17 protein-coding genes are annotated in these 22,090 nt (G+C 34.4%); 6 read left to right on the forward strand and 11 right to left on the reverse strand.

Annotated features, from left to right (window positions below; translation table 11 throughout):
• Nucleotides 1-18: 18 nt before the first annotated feature.
• The 5 genes from AC1Q5Z_RS09875 to AC1Q5Z_RS09895 all read right to left on the reverse strand — a co-directional run bounded on the left by AC1Q5Z_RS09875 (nucleotide 19) and on the right by AC1Q5Z_RS09895 (nucleotide 4,688).
• Nucleotides 19-624 (reverse strand): hypothetical protein, encoded by a 606-nt coding sequence (locus AC1Q5Z_RS09875; protein ID WP_278019942.1) that lies wholly within the window; start codon nucleotides 622-624, stop codon nucleotides 19-21.
• A gap of 153 nt (nucleotides 625-777) precedes the next feature.
• Nucleotides 778-1,113 (reverse strand): L-rhamnose mutarotase, encoded by a 336-nt coding sequence (locus AC1Q5Z_RS09880; RefSeq protein ID WP_492444579.1) that lies wholly within the window; start codon nucleotides 1,111-1,113, stop codon nucleotides 778-780.
• Nucleotides 1,114-1,123: 10 nt separating this feature from the next.
• Nucleotides 1,124-1,978: a fumarylacetoacetate hydrolase family protein gene (locus AC1Q5Z_RS09885; RefSeq protein WP_111423052.1), complete on the reverse strand. Its 855-nt coding sequence runs from the start codon at nucleotides 1,976-1,978 to the stop codon at nucleotides 1,124-1,126.
• A gap of 252 nt (nucleotides 1,979-2,230) precedes the next feature.
• Entirely contained in the window at nucleotides 2,231-2,995 is a 765-nt protein-coding gene (locus AC1Q5Z_RS09890) for an SDR family NAD(P)-dependent oxidoreductase (RefSeq protein WP_492444581.1), read from the reverse strand.
• Nucleotides 2,996-3,032: 37 nt separating this feature from the next.
• Nucleotides 3,033-4,688 carry a UxaA family hydrolase gene (locus AC1Q5Z_RS09895; RefSeq protein ID WP_492444583.1) on the reverse strand — a complete coding sequence of 552 codons (1,656 nt, stop codon included), beginning with the start codon at nucleotides 4,686-4,688 and terminating at the stop codon, nucleotides 3,033-3,035.
• Nucleotides 4,689-4,858: 170 nt separating this feature from the next.
• Between AC1Q5Z_RS09895 and AC1Q5Z_RS09900 the strand changes: the two genes are divergently transcribed.
• On the forward strand, nucleotides 4,859-5,740 hold the full coding sequence (locus tag AC1Q5Z_RS09900; RefSeq protein ID WP_492444585.1) for an AraC family transcriptional regulator: 882 nt from the start codon (nucleotides 4,859-4,861) through the stop codon (nucleotides 5,738-5,740).
• Between the two features lie 143 nt (nucleotides 5,741-5,883).
• Here AC1Q5Z_RS09900 and AC1Q5Z_RS09905 read toward each other — a convergent pair whose 3' ends face one another.
• From AC1Q5Z_RS09905 to AC1Q5Z_RS09925, 5 genes are all read right to left on the reverse strand, one after another.
• Nucleotides 5,884-6,663 (reverse strand): L-fucose dehydrogenase, encoded by a 780-nt coding sequence (locus tag AC1Q5Z_RS09905; protein WP_057115557.1) that lies wholly within the window; start codon nucleotides 6,661-6,663, stop codon nucleotides 5,884-5,886.
• A gap of 290 nt (nucleotides 6,664-6,953) precedes the next feature.
• Nucleotides 6,954-8,639 (reverse strand): sodium/sugar symporter, encoded by a 1,686-nt coding sequence (locus AC1Q5Z_RS09910; protein ID WP_198854984.1) that lies wholly within the window; start codon nucleotides 8,637-8,639, stop codon nucleotides 6,954-6,956.
• Nucleotides 8,640-8,892: 253 nt separating this feature from the next.
• Complete coding sequence (locus AC1Q5Z_RS09915; RefSeq protein WP_286968725.1) at nucleotides 8,893-9,951, reverse strand: UDP-glucose--hexose-1-phosphate uridylyltransferase; 1,059 nt, start codon at nucleotides 9,949-9,951, stop codon at nucleotides 8,893-8,895.
• Between the two features lie 16 nt (nucleotides 9,952-9,967).
• Nucleotides 9,968-11,128, reverse strand: coding sequence for a galactokinase (galK, locus tag AC1Q5Z_RS09920; protein WP_492444588.1), 1,161 nt, complete (start codon nucleotides 11,126-11,128; stop codon nucleotides 9,968-9,970).
• Between the two features lie 35 nt (nucleotides 11,129-11,163).
• Complete coding sequence (locus AC1Q5Z_RS09925) at nucleotides 11,164-12,216, reverse strand: aldose epimerase family protein (RefSeq protein WP_492444590.1); 1,053 nt, start codon at nucleotides 12,214-12,216, stop codon at nucleotides 11,164-11,166.
• A 102-nt stretch (nucleotides 12,217-12,318) separates the two neighbouring features.
• Here AC1Q5Z_RS09925 and AC1Q5Z_RS09930 point away from each other — a divergent pair, with 102 nt between their 5' ends.
• Nucleotides 12,319-13,317 (forward strand): GntR family transcriptional regulator, encoded by a 999-nt coding sequence (locus AC1Q5Z_RS09930; protein WP_198854980.1) that lies wholly within the window; start codon nucleotides 12,319-12,321, stop codon nucleotides 13,315-13,317.
• Nucleotides 13,318-13,402: 85 nt separating this feature from the next.
• Here the strand turns inward: AC1Q5Z_RS09930 and AC1Q5Z_RS09935 are convergent, their stop codons facing one another.
• The gene (locus AC1Q5Z_RS09935) at nucleotides 13,403-14,092 is read right to left on the reverse strand and encodes an NUDIX hydrolase (RefSeq protein WP_198854979.1); all 690 of its coding nucleotides are present in this window, start codon (nucleotides 14,090-14,092) and stop codon (nucleotides 13,403-13,405) included.
• A 573-nt stretch (nucleotides 14,093-14,665) separates the two neighbouring features.
• On the opposite strand from AC1Q5Z_RS09935, the gene AC1Q5Z_RS09940 reads away from it, so the two are divergent.
• From AC1Q5Z_RS09940 to AC1Q5Z_RS09955, 4 genes are all read left to right on the forward strand, one after another.
• The gene (locus tag AC1Q5Z_RS09940) at nucleotides 14,666-17,722 is read left to right on the forward strand and encodes a SusC/RagA family TonB-linked outer membrane protein (protein WP_492444593.1); all 3,057 of its coding nucleotides are present in this window, start codon (nucleotides 14,666-14,668) and stop codon (nucleotides 17,720-17,722) included.
• Between the two features lie 28 nt (nucleotides 17,723-17,750).
• Nucleotides 17,751-19,313, forward strand: a complete 1,563-nt coding sequence (locus tag AC1Q5Z_RS09945; protein ID WP_286968720.1) for a RagB/SusD family nutrient uptake outer membrane protein — start codon at nucleotides 17,751-17,753, stop codon at nucleotides 19,311-19,313.
• A 168-nt stretch (nucleotides 19,314-19,481) separates the two neighbouring features.
• The gene (locus AC1Q5Z_RS09950) at nucleotides 19,482-20,489 is read left to right on the forward strand and encodes an arabinan endo-1,5-alpha-L-arabinosidase (protein ID WP_492444594.1); all 1,008 of its coding nucleotides are present in this window, start codon (nucleotides 19,482-19,484) and stop codon (nucleotides 20,487-20,489) included.
• Between the two features lie 54 nt (nucleotides 20,490-20,543).
• Nucleotides 20,544-22,082, forward strand: coding sequence for an alpha-N-arabinofuranosidase (locus AC1Q5Z_RS09955; protein ID WP_492444596.1), 1,539 nt, complete (start codon nucleotides 20,544-20,546; stop codon nucleotides 22,080-22,082).
• The last annotated feature ends 8 nt before the right edge of the window (nucleotides 22,083-22,090 follow it).

Below are 22,090 nucleotides of genomic sequence, written 5' to 3' on the forward strand. Positions count from 1 at the left end.
CTATGTAGGAATATGTTTTTATTTATATGCTTTTTTTACAATAAGTTTAGACATTGTTTTTGCAGTTTTTGCAAATCCTTCGCCAATTCGGGTTTCATTATTAAAATTGCTTCCCCATTGATCTCCAGGAGCCTCTTCACTGTTAATTTCTAACAAGACATTTGATTTGTTAGCCGTTTCAACAAACTTTAAATTGGTTGTTACTTTTGCTGGCTGTTTCATGATTCCAGCATCCCAACCTGGATAAATCCAAACTGCCTGTACAATTAAAGTATAAGGAGTATTTAATCCTTCTTGAAAGTTTAATTCTTTCTTTTCCTTAGTCAAAACAACGTTTGCAATTTCTAAGAATTTTGGGGTCCATATTTGATCTTTTGCCACGATCCATCTTTTTTCCCAAAGATTTCCATTTCCTTTTGCCTTTTCATCTAAATCTGCTTTGTGCTCTTTTACGTATTGCGCTTCAGACTTTTTCTCCTTCATCATAGTAAAATTACTATAATCAAATACGGTATTGATTTCTTTTTGATCTTTTAAAAAGTCAAAATTGCCTTGAACAATATTAATGTCCTGAGCAAACATCGCTCCTGAAATAAAGAAGCATGCAATAATTAGTTTTTTCATTTTTTTGGTTAATTGATTAGTTTTTTTGTGGGCTAAAATAATTAAAAGGATTTAAATTGCAAGCATTAAAAAAGTAATCTTTTTCTTGGATATTGTTTTAAAAAAAAGACTGCCACAATTGACAGTCTTTTAAAAATTTATTGAATGTTAATGTTACAATCCAAAAATCTTATCCATTAAAATCCATTTTTGCTCTGGCTTTGCCCAAGGTAAAGCTTGCTGGAATTTCCACATTAAAGCTTCCCATTCCTGAACTTTTTCGTTTGCTGTGTCGGCTTTGTCTTTCTTTTCGAAAGTAAAATCTGCATCAGCTTCGATAATCATAAACAATCGATTTCCTGTGCAGTAGATATCTAGAACTTCGATTCCAGAATCTTGAATGCTTTTTTTAATTTCTGGCCATACATTTTCATGCAGTTCTTTATATTCTGCAATTAAATCTGCATCATCTTTTAAGTCTAAAGCCAGATAGAATTTTTGTGTTGCCATAATCTAAAATTTATCCTTGGTAAGCTACAGCAGTTTGCTTGCTTGTACCTAAACCTTCAATTCCTAATTCGATTACATCACCCGCTTTAATGTAAATCGGATCTGGTTTGATTCCTAATCCAACTCCCGGAGGCGTTCCTGTACTGATTACATCGCCAGGAAGCAAGGTCATAAATTGGCTTAAATAATGAACCAAGAAAGGAATTTTAAAAATTAAGTTTGATGTATTACTGTTTTGGAAAGTTTTTCCGTTTACAGTCAACCACATTTTTAAATTGTTTACATCACCCACTTCATCTGGAGTTGCCATAATTGGTCCAAGAGGAGCGAAGGTATCAGAACCTTTTCCTTTTGCCCATTGTCCGCCACGCTCGATTTGGAATGCTCTTTCGCTGTAATCATTCAAAAGGCAATATCCTGCAATGTAGTTTGGTGCATCTTCTTCAGAAACGTAGCTTGCTTTTTTACCAACAACAAAAGCCAATTCCACTTCCCAGTCTGTTTTTTCGCTGTTTTTTGGGATAATCAAATTATCATTTGGTCCGCATAAAGAAGTCGTAGATTTGAAGAAAATAATTGGTTCTTCTGGAATTGCAGCGCCTGTTTCTTCGCAGTGATCCACATAATTTAATCCGATGCAGATAATTTTTGATGGACGCGCTACTGGTGAACCTAAACGTACTGAATCGCTAACTTCTGGTAAAGAAGGATTATTTTTTAAGGCTTCTTCTAATTTTGCTAAACCATCATTTTCAAAAAAAGCTTCGTTGTAATCTGTTACAATAGACGAAACATCGTATCTTTTTTCATTTAGTAAAACTCCTGGTTTTTCCTTTCCTTCTTCTCCGAATCTAATAAGTTTCATATTTTAATTTTTTTAGTAATGTGTTTATTTTTTTGCCACAGATTTAAAGGATTAGAATGATTTCTTTTAGATTGTCACCCTGAGCGAAGTCGAAGGGCGTTCCAATTGGACGTGGGCTTCGACTTCGCTCAGCCTGACAAAAGCAGGAAATAAAAATCTTTTTAATCCTTTAAATCTGTGGCTTTATTTTTTTGCTCGCAGATTTAGCAGATCGAGTAGTTTTAATCTTTTAAGTCTGTGGCTAAATAATTTTTAGTTGTTCAATTTAATAAATCCACCATCAATTGGGTAATCAGAACCTGTTATGAAAGACGATTCGTCGCTGCATAAGAATAATGCTAAAGTTGCGATTTCATCTGGTTTTCCCATACGGCCAATTGGCTGTGATTGTGATAATTTTTCGAAAATCTCTTCTTCTTTTCCAGGATAATTTTTAGCGATAAATCCGTCTACGAAAGGCGTGTGAACTCTCGCCGGAGAAATAGAATTACATCTGATTTTATCATTCAAATAATCTTTTGCAACCGATAAAGTCATTGCCATAACAGCACCTTTTGCTGTAGAATATGCAAAACGATCAGGAATTCCAACCCAGCAAGCAATTGAAGCCAAGTTTAAAATTACACCTCCGCCAGAGCTTCTCAATGCAGGAATTGAAGCATGAAGACAGTTGTAAACACCTTTTACATTTACATTCATAATACGGTCAAAATCAGATTCTGAAGTTGTATCTACTTTTCCAACGTGAGCAATTCCCGCGTTGTTTACTAGAATATTGATATTTCCGATTTTTTGGAAAGTTGAATTTACTTGTTCGTGGTTTGAAACGTCGCAAGCGTGAGCAAAAACATTTCCTCCATTTGATTTGATTTCTTCAACCGTTTCTTTTGCGCTTTCTTCCGTCAATTCTAAAATGTGAACTTCAGCTCCTTGTTTCGCAAATAAAACCGAAATAGCTCTTCCAATTCCGCTTCCTCCGCCCGTGATAATTGCTTTTTTATTTTGTAATGAAAACATTTGATATAAATTTTTATGAGTTGTTTTTAATAGTCTTTTACAAAGATACGCCGCGTTTCCACGGAATAAAATCGTCTTGGTTTAATTGAACCGCTTTCGGAATAATTTCGCCGCTTGCTGCTTTGATGCAATATTCTAAAATTTCCTCGCCCATTTCTTCAATAGATTTTTCTCCGCTGATAATTGGTCCGCAGTCAATATCGATAATATCTTTCATTCTGGTTGCCAAAACCGAGTTTGTTGCCACTTTAATTACAGGACAAACAGGGTTTCCTGTTGGAGTTCCCAATCCTGTTGTAAACAAAATTAAAGTTGCTCCAGAAGCCGCTTTTCCAGTTGTTGCTTCAACGTCATTTCCTGGCGTACAAACCAAACTTAAACCTGGTTTTGTAACCAATTCGGTATAATCTAAAACATCAACAACAGGAGACGTTCCGCCTTTTTTGGCTGCTCCAGCGCTTTTGATTGCATCTGTAATTAATCCGTCTTTGATATTTCCTGGAGACGGATTCATGTGAAAGCCTGAACCTACTTTATGCGCCAATTCATCATAAGATTCCATTAAATCTATGAATTTTCTAGCTTTATCTTCGGTAACACATCTGTCAATTAAATTCTGCTCGGCACCGCATAATTCTGGAAATTCAGCCAAAAGAATTTTTCCGCCTAAAGCTACGACTAAATCAGAAGTATAACCCACAGCAGGATTTGCAGAAACACCACTGAATCCATCGCTTCCGCCACATTTTACACCAATACATAAATCGCTCAAAGGCGCATCGGTTCTTTCGTATTTGTTGATTTCGATTAAACCTTCAAACGTTTTTTTGATGGCATTGGTAATCAAAACTTCTTCGCTCTCTGTCTGCTGCTGTTCAAAAATAAACAATGGTTTGTCGAACTCTGGATTTTGTCTTTTTACATCATTTACAAAATCTTGAACTTGTAAATGCTGGCATCCTAAACTCAAAAGTGTGATTCCGCCCACATTTGGATGATTCGCATAAGAAGCCAATAAAGCACTCAAAGTAGAAGCATCTTGACGCGTTCCGCCGCAACCACCTTGGTGATTTAAGAATTTAATTCCGTCGACATTTTCAAAAACACGTTTGTTTTTTGGCGTCGGATTCAACTCAATATTAATGTCGTTAATGTCATTTCCGTTCAAATAACCTTCCAGTAATTCGTGTGTAAATTGGTTGTATTTGTCTGTTACAGCATAACCCAATTGTTTGTGTAAGGCTTCTTTGATGACATCTAAATTTCTGTTTTCACAAAAAACAGTCGGGATGAAAAGCCAGTAATTTGCTGTTCCAACGCGTCCGTCTTTTCTTTTGTAACCTTTGAAAGTTCTGTTTTCGAATTTTGAAACATCAGGTGCATTCCATTCGTAAGAAGCATTTCTGTAAGCATAAGGATCTGCAGCATGTTTTAGGTTTTCGGTTGTCATTAGACTTCCTTTTGCCAAATCGTTTTGCACTTTTCCAACCAAAACACCATACATGTTCACTTCTTCTCCCTGCTTCATGTCCTGCATGTAGAATTTATGTTTGGCTTTGATGAGGTCTTGTAAAACGTAAGTTTCGTTTTCAAAATGAATGGTTTCGCCTTTTTGAAGATCGGTTAAGGCAACCAATACATTATCGTCTGGATGCAGTTTTACAACCAGTTTTTTTGTGTTATTGTCAGACATTGTGTTGTTGTTTTTTTCTTTTTTTGATGTCACCGCTTTCGTTTTAAAACAATTTAATCCTTTGATTTTGTATAGAATTCGGGCAGTTAACGAATAATAAAATTAGCTTTTTTACACATTGGTTAATAGTCTAATATTATCCGTATCTAATCTTTAATTATCTTTGCAGTATGAAATTGGAACAAACGAAAATAGCGTCATATCTTAACACGAAGGTTTCGGTCTTAAATCGTATTGAACCTTTTTTTCAAGCGCCGTTTCATTCGCATCCAGAATTGGAATTGGTGTATGTAAAAGAGAGTTATGGCAAGCGAATTATTGGAAATTCGGTTATGCCTTTTGCGCCTGGCGATATGGTTTTTTTAGGTTCTGATATTCCGCATGTTTGGCTGAATGATGAAAAATATTATCAGGGAATTGAGGATTTAAAAGCCAATTCGATTGTCGTATATTTTCATAAAGATATTTTTGGACCGACTTTTTACGAATTAAAAGAAACTCAAAAAATCAATGAACTTTTTTTTCAGGCTGGAAAGGGAATTTCGATTATCGGAAAAACGAATAAACAGATTGCAAAAAAACTGGAGAAATTAACTTCAAAAAAAGACTTTGAAGTTATTGTGGGACTTTTTGAGATTTTGTCTATTCTTTCTGAAAGTCAGGATATAATTTATATCAATGATGAAATTTATTCTTTGATGCAGAAAGATTCGAAAGTAGATCGTCTTTCGGAGGTTTTTCAATACGTCAATAAAAATTACAAAAAGAATATTTCGTTAGAAGAAATTGCCGCTGTCGCGAATATGACAAGAACGTCTTTCTGTAGAATGTTCAGGGTAAAAACGAAAAAGAATTTTATAGATTATCTGCACGAAATTAGAATTTCGAATGCCTGCAAATTGTTATTAGAAACCGATAAAAGCATGTCTGAAATTGCGTATGAATGCGGTTATAAAACAGCTTCAAACTTTAATAAACTCTTCAAAAAAGTTAAAGGAATTACGCCGACCGATTTTAAGAATAATGCGAAGGTTAGTTTTGCCACAGATTAAAAGGATTAAAAGGATTTTTACATCCAGTTTTGTCTGGCTGAGCGGAGTCGAAGCCCACGTCCAATTGAGGCGCCCTTCGACTTCGCTCAGGGTGACAAACTAAAGCGAATCATTTTAATCCTTTTAATCTGTGGCAAAAAAAATTAAATAGATCGGTCTAAATGGGTGTAACCACCATCAACATAAATAATTTGTCCAGTTGTATGGCTTGATTTTTCAGACAATAAGAAAACCACCATATTCGCGATTTCTTCTGCTGTTGTCATTCTGTTTTCTAGCGGAATATTTTTGGTGATTGCCGCTAGTTTTTCTTCTTTATTTTCAAAAGTATTGATCCACGTTTCGTAAAGCGGCGTGTAACATTCTGCTACGATTACGGCATTTACACGGATGCTGTATTTTAATAATTCAACTGCCCATTCTCTGGTTAAAGCGTTTCTACCTCCGTTTGAAGCGGCGTAAGCTGAGGTTCCGCCCTGACCAGTTTCGGCAGTTTTAGAACCAATGTTTACAATTGCTCCTTTTGATTCTTTAAGATACGGAAGAGCGTGTTGTGCCATTAAATAATAATGCACCAAATTTTTGTGAAGAGAAGCAGCGAAATCTTCATAATTTCCGTTTTCTAATCCAACACCGTCATTAACGCCGGCATTGTTTACTAGTCCGTCGATTCTTCCGAATTTTGCGATTACAGCTTCAACGGCTTTTTTGCAGTCTTCTGGTTTTGTTAAATCGGCGGCAACTTGGTGCGCTTCTTTTCCAATGGCTTTTAATTCTTCTACGGCTTTGATGTTGTCATTTTCGTTACGTCCAACGATAAACGGAATGGCATTTTCTTCGGCTAAAACCTTAACGATTCCTAAACCGATTCCTTTTGCGCCTCCCGTAACGATAATGATTTTTTGGGTTAATGATAACTGCATGGTATTAATATATTATAATTTGTAATTCAGTTTTTTTGCCACAGATTAAAAGGATTAAAATGATTCTTTTTCTCTTCAATGTGTTTTTTTTGCCACGACTCGAGCGATAGCGAATAGGCGAAGCAATTACACGAATTAACTCGAATTTTTTATTTGGAAAATTAATTCGTGGAAATTAGTGAAATTCGTGGCTATATTTTTTATTCAATGAATATACTTTAAAAAATTTACAGCTGTTGTTCATGACAAACAACAGCTGTAAAAATAGAGAGAATAGAACTGATAATTTATTACCAGAACTTAACATAAAGCGCAACAATAATCAATAACGTAATTACGATTAAGACTGTTGTTTGCGGTTTAACTTTAAACATTCCAGGTTCTGTCTCGAATGCTTTAGGGTTTACTTTTGGTCCAGCGAAACTTATTAGAATCATGGCAATCATTGTAAATAAGAATGATAATCCCATACAGATGTGGAACGGAATTTCAAAAGCTCCTTTTCCATTAGAGTATGCTGTGTATAAAAGTGTATCGTTTCCAAATAAAGCTGGAGCGTATTCGTTGAATAAAACAGATAATAAGAATCCTAGAATTACTCCCACGATTGCAGCTGTTCCAGTAGTTCTTTTCCAGAACATACCTAAGAAGAACATAGCAAAAACTCCAGGGCTGATGAATCCAGTATATTTTTGGATGTATGTAAATCCACCAACACCACCAATTCCTAAAACGTCATTCCAAGTAAATAAAACAGCTAAAAGCATGGCAGCAAAAACGGCAAGACGTCCAATGTTTACTTGTTGTTTTTCGCCAGCATCTTTTTGAATGTATTTTTTGTGAACGTCTAATGTGTAGATTGTAGAAATACTATTTACTTTTCCAGCCAAAGAAGCTACGATCGCAGCTGTTAAAGCAGCAACTGAAAGTCCTTTTAATCCTGTTGGAAGGAAAGTTAATACAGCAGAATAAGCACCATCTTTACCTCCAACCAATTGAGGCAAATGTCCGTTTGTGTATAAAACATAAGCAGCAATACCAGGTAACATTACGATAAGTGGCATTAATAATTTTAACATACCAGCAAACAAGATTCCTGTACGAGCTGTTTGTAAATCTGCTCCAAGCGCTCTTTGTGTAATGTATTGGTTACATCCCCAATAGTTTAAGTTGATGATCCAGATACCAGCAGCGTAAGATAACAATCCTGGGAAAGTTAAATATTTATCGATTTCAATCTGTGAAGATGCAGCAGTTGGTTTTGGAATAATCATTTTGAAATGCTCCGGCGCTTCTTTCATTAAAACTTTAAACCCAGCAATTGCATTTTCGCCAACGCCAAAATATTGTCCAACAGTTGTAAGAGCAATATAAGAAGTTACTAAACCTCCAATGATTAATACAGCAACTTGAATTACGTCTGTATAAGCTACAACTTTCATTCCTCCAAGAGAAATAAATAATGCAAATACAGCTAATCCGATCATGATTGCGTGAAGATATTGACCTCCAGCAAGACCGTTAATAGCAACAGCTCCTAAATATAAAATAGAAGTTAAGTTTACAAAAACATACAAGAACAACCAGAAAACTGCCATAATCAAAGCAGTAGATTCGTTGTAACGTGTTTTTAAGAATTGTGGCATCGTGTAGATCTTGTTTTTAAGATATACAGGAATAAACCATACAGCAACAATAATAAGTGCAATAGCAGCAAGCCATTCGTAAGCAGCAACAGCGATTCCTAAAAAGAAACCTTCACCGCTCATTCCGATGAACTGTTCTGCAGAGATATTAGAAGCAATAAGAGAAGCTCCAATTGCCCACCATGTTAAATTTCCTTCAGCCAAAAAGTAAGCTTTAGCATCTTGTTCGTCTTGTTTACGTTTACGGTAAACTGTGTAACCGTAGACCGAGACTACGATAAAGTAGATAATAAAAACCGCATAGTCTGCGAAAGCGAGGTTTTGGTTCATTGTTAGTAGTATTTTAAATAATTATTTATAGGGTTGTTTGTTTATGTGGTTTTAAATCAGTTTTTATGTTGTTAAATCTTGTTAAAAATGCAAGATGTGTTTTATTTCTGTTATTTTTTTGCGAAAATAAAAGCAGAAGCCAAATGTAAAATAAAAATTTAAAAATCAACCATTAGCAAATGTGTTTTTTACATTTATTCGCGGGTAATTGTGTTAAATTTTTATTTTTTGGCTTTATTACAACATTAAACGGTTAGGCTTTTACCAAACTTTTATAATGTACATCAGAAAGCTGTCTTAAAATTTCAGCACTTTTTTCAGGTGTAATGTCACGTTGCGATTCGCCTAACATTTCATATCCAACCATGAATTTCTTTACAGTTGCCGATCTTAACAATGGCGGGTAGAAATGCATGTGGAAGTGCCATTCTGGGTGAATTAAACCATCTGTTGGAGATTGGTGAATTCCTGAAGAATATGGAAATGAAGTATTAAATAAATTGTCATACTTCGTTGTAAGTTGCTTTAAGATTTTCGCGAAAGCGGTACTTTCGTCAGCTGTAAAATTGGTAATTTTGTTTACAGCTCTTTTGCTGATAATCATGGTTTCGTATGGCCAAATTGCCCAGAAAGGAACCAATGCAACAAAATGATCATTCTCGATTACGATACGATCACCAGCTTTTAGTTCAGCTTTGACATAATCTTCTAATAATGTTTTTTGATTTTTGTCGTAGTATAATTTTAAGCTGTTCTGTGTTTTTTCAACCTGAGTAGGAAGAGACGACTGTGCCCAAATCTGACCGTGTGGATGCGGGTTGCTGCAACCCATAACGCTTCCTTTGTTTTCAAAAATCTGAACATGGTTAATGAATTTAATATTTCCTAAATCGGTATATTCTTTCTGCCAAGTTCTGATTATATTTTCAATATCAGCAATTTCCATCTCAGGTAAAGTTAGATCATGTCTTGGCGAGAAGCAGACTACTCTAGAAATTCCCTGTTCTGGTTTTGCTTTAAAGAATGTATGTTTAATATCTTCTTCAAAAATAATTTCGTCCTGCTTCATTGCGGCAAAATCATTTTCAAAGACAAAACTGCTTTCGTATTGTGGGTTATTCATTCCGTTGGCACGAACATTTCCTGGACACAAATAGCAAGTTGGGTCGTATTTAGGAAGTTCTTCGGTTGAAATAGTTTCATTTTGTCCCTGCCAAGGGCGTTTCGCACGATGAGGTGAAACTAAGACCCATTCGTTAATTAATGGGTTGAAGCGTCTGTGCGGATCTTCGTTAATGTCAAAATTTTTCATTGTACAGTGTGTGGTTTTAAAGTAGCGTTGTTCCGTTAGAGATTTTTACATCATAGAATTTTAATTCAATTCCAAATGTATCCAAATAAAGCTTAGAGAACTTACGCTTAACCTCATTTTCATTTCCTTTTTTAACTAAATTGATAGTACAGCCTCCAAAACCGCCTCCCATTAGTCTAGAACCAACAATGGCATCGTCTTCTTTTGCTGTATCTACAAGCATGTCTAATTCTTCGCAGCTTACCTCATATTCTTGAGATAAACCATAATGCGTTTCAAAAAGCAATTTGCCTAAAAGTTCGATATTTCCTTCGTCTAAGGCTTTGCAGGCTTTGATAACGCGATTAATTTCTTTTACAACAAAATGAACTCTTGAAAATACTTTTTCGGTCATTTTATCTTTAAGACTTAAAACCTGCTCTTCGGTCGCATCTCTAAAACTTTTTACTTCTGGAAAATGACTTTTTATAATCGATAAACCTTCTTCGCACTCGATTCTTCTAGTGTTGTATTCTGATGTAAAAAGAGAATGTTTTACATTAGAATCAAATAAAATTAGAGAATAATCTTTGAAGTCGGCATTGTGATATTCAAAATCTAAACTGTTGCAATCTAATTGAATTACTTTATTTTCGAGGCCGTGAACGCTCGAAAATTGATCCATAATTCCGCAGTTGATTCCAACCCAATGTTCTGCTTTTTGTCCTAATAACGAAATGTCTTTTTTCTCAATTTTTAAATCAAAAAGAGATTTGATTCCGAAAATCATCCCGCATTCTAAAGCCGCCGAAGAAGACAATCCAGAACCAACTGGAATATTACTGCTGAAAACGCAATTGAAACCGTCAAAAGAAAATCCGTTATCCTGTAATTGTTTAATTACACCACGAATATAATTAGTCCAAACTACATCACTTAGCTTTACTTCTTGAGTCAAATCGATTTCAAATTCTTCATTCAAATCGATAGCAATTATTTTAGAAGTTTTGGTATTGTTTTTTTCAAAAGCAAAACAAATTACTTTGTCAATCGCAGCAGGTAAAACATAACCATCATTGTAGTCAATATGCTCTCCTATGATGTTGATTCTACCAGGAGAAAGTACCGTTTTTTGAGGAGAAGATCCAAAAGATTTCTCAAAAAAAGCAACGGTATTCTGTATTAAAATATCATTCATTATATAGTTAGTGTATTGTGGTTTTTGGAATTGTATTAGTTTAAATTTTCAAATTTGTAAAGTGTTTTTTGCGTGTATTCTTCGCCTTTTTTCAAAACTGCATTCGGAAAGTGAGCCTGATTTGGAGCATCTGGGAAATTTTGAGTTTCGAAACAAATTCCGCTTTGTGCATGATAATCTACATTTTCTTTTCCTTTTAGTTTTCCGAAACAATTTCCGCCTACATATATATGTACACTTGGTTGATCGGTGTAGACATTCATTCTCAGTTTATTTTTTAAGCTGATTAATTGTCCAACGATTTCTGTTTTAGAATTTACTACAAAAGAGTTGTCAATAGGAAACGGACAGCTTTTTGGATTTCTAAAATCAAAATCATGATTGGTTAAATCGGTAAAGTTTCCAGTTGGAATATTGTCTGCATTAGTTTCTAGCATTTTAGCCGATTTAATAAACATTTGCTGTTCTAAAACATTTCCGTCATGTCCATCAAGGTTAAAATAACTGTGATGCGTTAAATTGATAACTGTGTCTTCTGTTGAAGTTGCTTTATATTCTAACTTCAATTCATTTTCTTCAGTTAAAGTATACGTTAAATAAACGGTCATTTCTCCAGGAAAATTTTCGTCTAAATGTTCGCTCAAAAGACCAAAAGTAATTGATGGATTTTCACCAGAAGTTGCATTAACAGCACTCCAAGCTTTTCTTCCAAATCCCATAACTCCTCCGTGAAGCGTGTTGCCATTATTGTTTCCGTCTAGCTGAAACTTTTTATCAGCAAGGCTAAAAGTCGCATTATGAATACGACCAGCGTAACGGCCAACTGTAGTTCCAAAATAAGGAGCGCTTGGCAAATTATAAGATTCTAAATATGCTTCTAGATTGTCAAAGCCTAAAACAACATCTACCAGTTTTCCATTTACTGGAATTTGGATCGAAGTTACCGTTGCACCATAATTGATGACTTGAACTTTCATTCCATTTTTATTAACCAGATCAAAAGAATAAATTTCTTCTTTATTGGGCATTAAACCAAACAATTTGCAATTGTGAGTCTCCTTTAAATGCGATATGTGTTTTATTTCCATATAATTTTTACCAAAAATGAAATCCAAAAATAGAAACATTTATTATTTTTGCATACCAGTACCTACCAGTTTTTAATCTTTATAGTCAAAATGACTTTTATTATGAACATTATTTCAATCCAAAATAACATTGGTCTGCCAAAATATAAGCAGATTATTCTTTCAATCGAAAAAGCGATTGAAGAGGGAAATTTAATTAAAGGAGATAGGCTTCCGTCGGTAAATAAAGTCTGTTTGGCTTTCTCTTTATCGCGAGATACGGTCTTGCTGGCGTATGACGAATTGAAGAAAAGAGGTATTATTTACGCCATTCCAGGAAAGGGATATTACGTTAAAAGCGTTGAAATCACTATAACTCAGAAGGTTTTTTTACTTTTTGATGAATTGAATATTTTCAAAGAAGATATTTATAATTCGTTTTTAAAAAATATTGGAAAAAATGTTCAGGTCGATATTTTCTTTCATCATTTTAATGTTCAGGTTTTCAAAAAACTTATAAATGATAGCAATGGAAATTATACAAAATATATTATTATGCCGACAAACTTAAACGATGTCGTAGATTCTATAAAAACCCTACCAGTAAGCGACGTAATTATTTTGGATCAGACCAATTCGGATTTGAAAATGTTTCCTGCGATTTACCAAAATCACCAAAAAGATATTTATGAAGGTTTGATGAAAGGCAAATCAAGATTATCAAAATACAAGAAACTAATTTTAATTTTCCCTGGTTTTAGAGAACCTCCTGGAATGAAATTGGGCTTTGAATCGTTTTGTAAAGAGTTTGGTTTCGATTATGCAATTATTTCAGATTTTAGCAATCAGTCTATCGCTTTAGGAGATTTATATATTATTCCGCATGATCGCGATTTACTTTTGGTAATAGAAAATGCGATTAATAGAAACTTAAAGCTAGGTGAAGATTTTGGAATTATATCGTATAATGAAACTCCATTGAAGAAAATTGCAGCAAACGGAATTACTACAATTTCAACCAACTTTGAAGTGATGGGAAAAATTTTGGCCGATATGGTTTTGAAAGGAACAAAAGAGCAGATCGAAAATAGATCTGCTCTTATATTGCGTAATTCGCTATAAATTTCTCCCGCAGATTTAGCAGATGCAGGAGATTTTTTTATTAAATCAGCCAAATCTCCTAAATCTGCGAGAGAATAAATAAGGTTTATAAATTCAATACAAAATTATTTAGTAGTTTTTCTTCGTATTTTTCTTTGTTGAAAGTATATAAATAAGAACCTTTTCGAGAAGACTGCATGTCTTTTTCTTCTAGTTTATTTAAGATTTCCAAAGAGTTTATTTTACTAATGAAATTTCTTTTGTCTAACTCTTTGCTCAAAATAGCTTCGTACAATTCTAAAAGCTGACGCATTGTGAATTTCTCCGGAAGCAATTCGAAACCAATAGGTTTGATAGAAGTTTTGTAGCGAAGTCTCTTTATTGCATTTTCGACCATTTCGTTGTGGTCAAAAATTAAGTTTGGCGCATCATTAATAGGAAACCATTCTGCATGATAATTCTGAATCAATTCTGCATTATGGTTTTCGATATTAATTAAAGCAAAATAAGAAACCGAAATGGTTCTTTCTACCGGGTCACGATCTATTTCGCTGTAAGCATACAGCTGTTCCATATAAATATCGTTAAGACCTGTATAGGTATTTAAGATTCTAGTTGCGGCAGCGTCTAAAACTTCATCTCGTTTTAGAAACCCTCCAATTAAGGACCATTTTCCTTTTTCAGGCTCAAAATCTCTTTGAATCAAAAGGATTTTCAGACCATCATTATCGAATCCGAAAATGATGCAGTCTACTGCCAGTAAAACTTTATCAGCAGAGCTATAACTATTTAGCATATATAATTAATTTGGATGGGTAAATATATGAACTTCTTAAAACGTATCATAATTTATTAATGTAGATTTTACACTTACATAATTAACTACTCAAATGTAGCCTTAAAAAAATTACTTTTCACATAAAAATAACATACAAATCTGTTTTTTAAGATTTTTTTAAGAAAAAAACAGGACAGTCAAGGATAGTTTTTTGCAAAAATAGGTTCTGTTTAATTAGAAATCCACCAAAATAAACAATCTTTTACTTACAAAATATTCTTTTTTTCGAATTCAAAGCATTAAAAAACAGATTATTTATGCTTTTTTTCATTTACCTCTTTTTTTGCTTAAAAAACGACTTTTTGATTAAAAGTGTATTTTTTACACAATTAAAATCAATAAAACGGCCGTTTTTTTGAAAAAACTTTGATTTTTTAAATGTTAATTCAACACTTAATTTGCGATATGTGTTTTTTTTAGGCTGTTTTTTTGTGATATTAATTTGTTTACGTGGTTTTTTTTTAGTTAAATTTACAAATGTAAGATTAACACTTATTAACTAAACCACTAACCAATCTTAACTAAACCATTATGATTACAAAACAAAAATTACTTTTGTATTGCAATTTTCTATTGCCAAAAACAAATTGGATTTTAGCAGTATTAATGCTATTATTCTCTGTTAATCAAATGTCTGCTCAAGGCAAAACGATAACAGGAGTTGTAACATCGGCACAAGACAACCTTCCTTTGCCGGGTGTAAACATTATAATAAAAGGAACCAAAACAGTTACTACAACTGGATTTGATGGAGAGTATTCGATTAAAGCATCGCCAACTGATGTTTTAGTTTTTTCATTTATAGGATTTCAGAATAAAGAAATAGCTGTAGGAAGTCAATCTAAACTTGATATAGCTTTAGGTGAAGATACCAATAAACTTAATGAAGTAGTTGTTATTGGTTACGGAACTCAAAAGAAATCTGATTTAACAGGTTCTGTAAGTGTCGTTAATTTAGAATCGGCTAAAAAGGTCGTTACTTATGATGCTGCAAAAATGCTTCAAGGACAAGTTCCGGGTGTTACGGTACAGTCTTCGGGAGAACCGGGAGGTTTTGTTAATGTGAAGATTAGAGGTATAACTTCATTCAGTAACAACAATCCGCTTTTTGTAATCGACGGAATTATGGTCGATTCACCTTATGATTTTGCTCCAGGAGAAATAGAATCGATGCAGGTTTTAAAAGATGCTTCTTCTGCTGCTATTTATGGTGTGCGCGGTGCAAATGGTGTTGTAATTATTACGACTAAAAAAGGAAGACAAGGCAAAATGGATATTAAATTCAAGTCTATTGTTGGTCTTCAAAATGTTGCTAAAAAATGGGATGTTACAGATCGCGAGGGTTATCAAAAAATCACTAGCGAGGCAGAAAGAAATAGAGATATTAGAGCAGGCGTTCCTGTAAGTATCGCTCCAGGAAATGATCCTAATAGCCCATCTTATATTTCAAATGTAAATACAGATTGGCAGAAAGAATCTTTTCAGACAGGTGTTGTGCAAAATCAAGCTTTGACATTAACTGGAGGAGCAGAAAGTATTGCATATAGTTTTAATGTTGACTATTTTAAAAATACAAGTTACATTAAAACACCTCAGGACTATGAGAGATTGTCAACGAATTTAAATTTAAATGGGAAAAAAGGGAAATTTAAATATGGTGCAAAAATAGCTTACACACAATCTGATAAAGAAATTTTTAATGAATATAATGCTGGACAAACTATTGTTAGCGATATTTTAGGAGCTATTCCAACTATGCCAGTTTATGATGCAAATAGACTTGGAGGTTATGGTGGTACAGACAACTTAACTCAGAGAGCTATTTCTATGAATCCAATAGGATACAATAATCTAATTACTAATAATGGAAAAAGAAACCGTTTTATTGGAGATGCTTGGGGAGAAATTGAAATTGTAAAAGGTCTTAAGTATAAATTGGATGTAAGTTATGATAGAACGGACTGGGAAAACAGAAAATTTATTCCGCCAAGTGATTTAGGATGGTATTATGTTACAACAAATGATGAAGCATCTTTGGATGTTGAAAATGGTAATGAGCTAAGAACATTCTTGAACAATTTATTAACGTATGAAGTTACTTTAGGCAAGCATAAAATTGATGCTCTTGCAGGTTGGATTCAAGAAAAAAGAGATTATCACAGATATAATATGAGAGGTGTAGGTTTTACTCCAAACGAAATTCCGATGCTTCAATATGCAGATTCTAGAAACGCTTCTGAGTATAAATTTACAATTACAGGAATATCGTATATCAGTAGATTAAACTACTCTTATGATGATAGATATTTAGTGCAAGCTAACTTTAGACAAGACAAAACGTCTCTTTTTAGTGAAAAAAATAATTCAGCAAACTTTTACTCTTTTTCAGGAGGATGGAAACTTAGTAACGAAAAATTCTGGACATTACCAGAATGGATAAGCAATATTAAACTAAGAGGTGGTTATGGTACTTTAGGTAATAATACTATTTCTCAATATTTCTTTGCTTCAACAGTAAACAGTTTTGCAGGTTATGATTTTAATAATGAGCTTGCTCCTGGAACTACTGTAGTAGCAGCACTTGACCCAAATGTAAAATGGGAAAAATCTACAAACTCAAATGTTGGTATTGAATTAGGTTTCTTAAACAACGATTTACAGTTTACAGCAGAATATTTCATCAAGAAATCAAACGATTTGTTATTAGGAGTTCCGCTTCCATATTCAACAGGAGCATTTCCTGCAAGTGTGACAACAAATGCGGGAGCAATGAAAAACTCAGGGGTAGAATTTACAGCATCTTATAGCAATCATCATCATAAATTTAAATATGATATTTCTGGAAACTTCGGAACACTTAAAAATGAAGTTACTAAAATTGGTGTAAATGGAAATCCTATTTATGGAGCAGTTTCTAAAACTGAAGTAGGAAGATCTGTGGGTGAAATGTTTGCTTGGGAAGCAATTGGAATTTTCCAAAATGCTGCTGAAGTTGCATCTTCTCCAACCCAAACAGGTGCAGCTCCTGGAGATGTAAAATTTAGAGATGTAAATGGCGACGGAGCGATAACAGATGCAGATAGAACTTTTCAAGGGGTAACAATTCCTAAATATGGTTTCGGACTTAATTTTAGTGCAAGTTATTCAAACTTTGATTTCTCAATGTTTTGGCAAGGAGCAGGTGGTAATAAAGTATTTAATGCTATGTACCGAAATTTAATGATCGGACAATATACAAACCACCATACAGACGAATTAAATTACTGGACACCAACTAATACCAATACAAATATTCCTGCTCCAGTTATTGGAGATCCAAACGGAAATAGCAGAGATTCAAACAGATTTATTGAAAGCGGTGATTATGTGAAACTGCAAACAATGGAAATCGGGTATAATATTCCAATCAAAGATAAATTTATTGAAAAAGCTAAGGTTTACCTAAATGGTCAAAACCTGTTGATTATTTCGAAATACAAAGGATATGATCCAGACTTTAATAGCGACGGATTGCTTTCAAGAGGATATGATGCAGGATCTTTTCCAAATCCAAGAACAATTTCTTTAGGAGTAGAAGTGAGCTTCTAATCAGGTCTAACCATTAAAACGTATTAAAATGAAATCTAAAATTTTTAGCTATATAACCGTTTTCCTTTCACTAGCTATGGTAACCACAAGCTGTGTTGATAACGAAGATTTGACTCAATTAGATCCAAATAATGATGCAGTCGATAATTTTTGGAAAACAGATGAAGACGCATTACAAGGTGTAAATGCTGCTTACGGAAGTTTATTAACAGATGGTACTTACATGAGAAGTACACCATTATTGTTAGATGTAAAAGGAGATGATTCGCGTACAAATAGCCCTTGGCCATCAATGTATAACGTTGGACATTTCAATTCAAATGTTGCAGATGCGGCTATTTACGGATGGGCTTATGAAACGTATTACCAAGGTATTTACCGTGCGAATCAAGTATTGACAAACGTACCAGGAATTGATTTTGAAGACGAAGCTTTAAAAAATAGAATTATAGGACAAGCTTATTTCTTAAGAGGATTGTTCTTTTTTCATGCCGTAAACATGTTTAAAAATGTACCTCTTCCAACAGAATTGGCGGTTTATTATCCTCAAAAAACACAAGAAGAAGGTTGGGCACAAGTTATATCAGACTTTAAAGCTGCAGCAGAATTGCTTCCAAACTCTTATAATGGTATATCAGGACTAGATGCAGGACAAAAAGGACGTGCTACAAAAGGTGCTGCTTTAGGATATTTAGGAAAAGCGTATTTGTTTACTAAAGATTTTTCTAATGCAAAAACTACTTTTAAGCAAGTAATAGATTTAGGAGTTTATTCTTTAGTAAGTAACTATCGAGATAATTTTACAACAGTAAACGAAAACAATTCAGAATCTCTTTTTGAAGTTCAATTTAGCAGAGATGCAGGAGGAGTTGATTTAGGATGGGGAGGAGCTCCTCAGTCTGGATGGGGAAAAACGACTGCAAGAGCAATTACATATGCACCACGTGTTTTCGGATTTACAGATGTGCAACCAACTTGGGCATTATTTAATGAATTTAAGGAAGAAAAAACAAAAACAGGAGAAGATGATCCTCGTTTGGATGCCACAATTTTCTATAACAAACCAGGCGGAATGCAATTGTATGGAAAAGATTTTGCCACATTTTATGCTTCAAGTCCAGCCGATTTAAACGATATATTCTGTAGAAAATATCAAAACTCTGACGGACAATTTGCTGACGAAAATGATTGGCGTTCAGGAATCAATGAGCGTTTATTACGATATGCAGATATTCTTTTAATGTATGCAGAATGCTTAAATGAAACAGGAGATACACCAGGAGCTTATAGATACATTCAAATGGTGAGAGATAGAGTAAATCTTCCTGATCTGGAAACTGCAAAACCAGGAATGTCTCAAGCACAGATGAGAGAACAAATTGGCCACGAAAGATTCTTAGAATTCCCTCTTGAAGGACACCGTTTTGATGATATTCGTCGTTGGGGATGGCTTCAGGATCCAACTAAATTAGCTTGGTTAAAATCGAGAGATGCTGAGTTTAATTCGTATACAGCAGGAAGAGAATATTTCCCAATTCCACAATTAGAAATGGATAACAATCCAGGAACAATCCAAAACGACAGTTATTAAGTTTACAGTCTCGGTTCTGTATACTCTAACTGAAAACTGAGACTAAAAATATTTTGAGTTAGTTAAATACCTAATATCATGTGAAGGTGTGGATTCTTCACATGATATTATGCCTTAGAATTTGGAATACAAGAGAATTAATTTTTAACAGTAACTAAAATTAGAACAATGAAAACAATTACAAGTTTGGTTTTATTAGCGATATTATTTGGGAGTTGTCAAAATGAAGAGATTGTCCCAACACAAGAAGGAACAACAACAGTTGTAAATGCTCAGGATTCACAGGTTACCAATTCAACAGCAAAGACAGTCAGCGGAAATGTGCCATCGCACGATCCAAGTACGATTGTAAAAAGCGGTGTTAATTATTATGTTTTTACTACGGGAGATAATATTCCAATGACTTATTCAACAAATTTAACCAGCTGGACATGGGGAACATCAGTGTTTTCATCAACTCCAAGTTGGATTACAGGATATGTTCCAGGATTTGTTAAAACGTTCTGGGCACCAGATGTTGCTTGGTTTAATAACAGATGGAATATGTATTATTCATGCTCAACATTTGGTTCGGCGACATCAGCAATCGGATTGGTTACAACGCCAGCTATTTCGCAGAGTGCAGGAACAACATGGACAGATAGAGGGGTAGTCGTTTCTTCGTCATCAGCATCAGACGTGAATGCAATAGATCCTTCTATTTTGGTTGATGGAAGCAATGTCTATATGGCTTATGGTTCGTGGCATGCAGGCATTGGAGTTATCCAAATTAATCCTTCAACAGGAAAAACAACTGGAAGCAGAACGATTGTCGCTGGAGGAAACAGCGCATCTTGGGAAGCTCCTTGTTTGCTTAAAGAAGGAAGCTATTATTATATGTTTGTAAACCGAGGTACTTGCTGTAATGGTGTAAACAGTACTTATTATATTGTAGTAGGACGTTCTACAAGTCCGTTTGGACCTTTCGTTGATAAAAACGGAGTGGCATTAACCAATGGCGGAGGTACAACCGTTTTAGCTACGCAAGGAAATTATATTGGTCCTGGACATTTGTCTAGAATTACAGGAACGCAGAAAGGATCTGTTCATTATTATGACGGAGCTGACAGCGGAAACCCAAAACTCGAAATCGTATATTTTACTTGGTCATCTGGATGGCCAACACTTTCTTATTAAAAAACTAAAATTCAGAGGAAAGTCTTCGGGCTTTCCTCTACAATAAAAACCATTATGAAAAAAGCACTTTTAATCTCATTTCTTATTTCGTTTTGTAGTCAGCTGAATTTCGCGCAGACGACAATTACCATTAAAAATTCTGCTGATGCACCTACAATTGACAAAAATATCTACGGTCATTTTGCAGAACATTTAGGCCGTTGTATTTACGGAGGATTTTTTGTGGGAGACACTTCAAAAATTCCAAATACAAACGGAGTAAGAAATGATATTATTAAGGCTTTAAAAGACTTAAAAATTCCAAACTTAAGATGGCCGGGAGGCTGTTTTGCGGATACATACCATTGGAAAGACGGAATTGGACCACAAGAGCAAAGACCAACTATTGTAAACAAATGGTGGGGCGGAGTAACCGAAGATAATAGTTTCGGAACACACGATTTCTTGAATATGTGCGAACTTTTAGGAGCAGAACCATATTTATCTGGAAACGTAGGAAGCGGAACTGTTCAAGAATTGGCAGATTGGGTTCAGTACACAAACTTCAGCGGTAAAAGTCCAATGAGTGATTTACGTGCTAAAAATGGAAGAAAAGAACCTTGGAAAGTAAAATACTGGGGAATTGGAAATGAAGCTTGGGGATGTGGAGGAAATATGACTGCAGAATACTATGCAGGAGAATACAGAAAATATGCGACTTTCATGTCTGACTGGGAAAATACGGGAGGAATTACAAGAATTGCTTCAGGATCAAACAGTGCAGATTACAATTGGACAGAAGTTTTAATGAAAGGAATTCCGCTAAATATGTTAGGCGGAGTTGGAGTTCACCATTATGCTGTAATTGATTGGGGTAAAAAAGGAGATGACAGAAATTTTACTGAAGAAGGTTATTTCAAAACGATGCAGTCAGCTTTAAAAATGGAAGAATTGGTTACGAAACATTCTGCTATTATGGACAAATACGATCCTGAGAAAAAAGTAGCCATGATTGTTGACGAATGGGGAGGCTGGTATGAAGTTGAAAAAGGAACAAATCCAGGGTTTTTATATCAGCAAAATACAATGCGTGATGCAGTTTTAGCTGGAGCAACTCTTAATATTTTCAACAACCATTCAGACCGTGTTCGTATGGCAAACTTAGCACAATGTGTTAACGTTTTACAAGCCGTAATTCTTACTGATAAAGCTAAAATGATTGTAACGCCAACATACCATGTAATGAAAATGTACAGCGTGCACCAAGATGCAAAATTATTGCCAGTAAGTTTTACATCACCAGATTATACATTTAACGGAGAAAAACTTCCTGCGGTTTCAGCATCAGCATCAAAAGATAAAAATGGAGCGATTCATATTTCATTAGTAAATGTGGATGCAAAAAATAAGAACAAAATCGAAATAGATGTCAAAGATTTAGGTGCAAAAAACTTCACAGGAACGGTCATAACATCGGCTAAATTACAAGATTACAATTCATTCGAAAATCCAAATAAAATTGTTCCGACAGTTTTTAAAGGTTTCGAAAACAAAAAAGGAAAACTTGAAATCACTATTCCTCCTTTCTCAATAGTTGTTTTAGAAGGAAAATAAAATAGAGG

The sequence above is a fragment of the Flavobacterium sp. GW823-FHT06G12 genome (assembly GCF_058794775.1).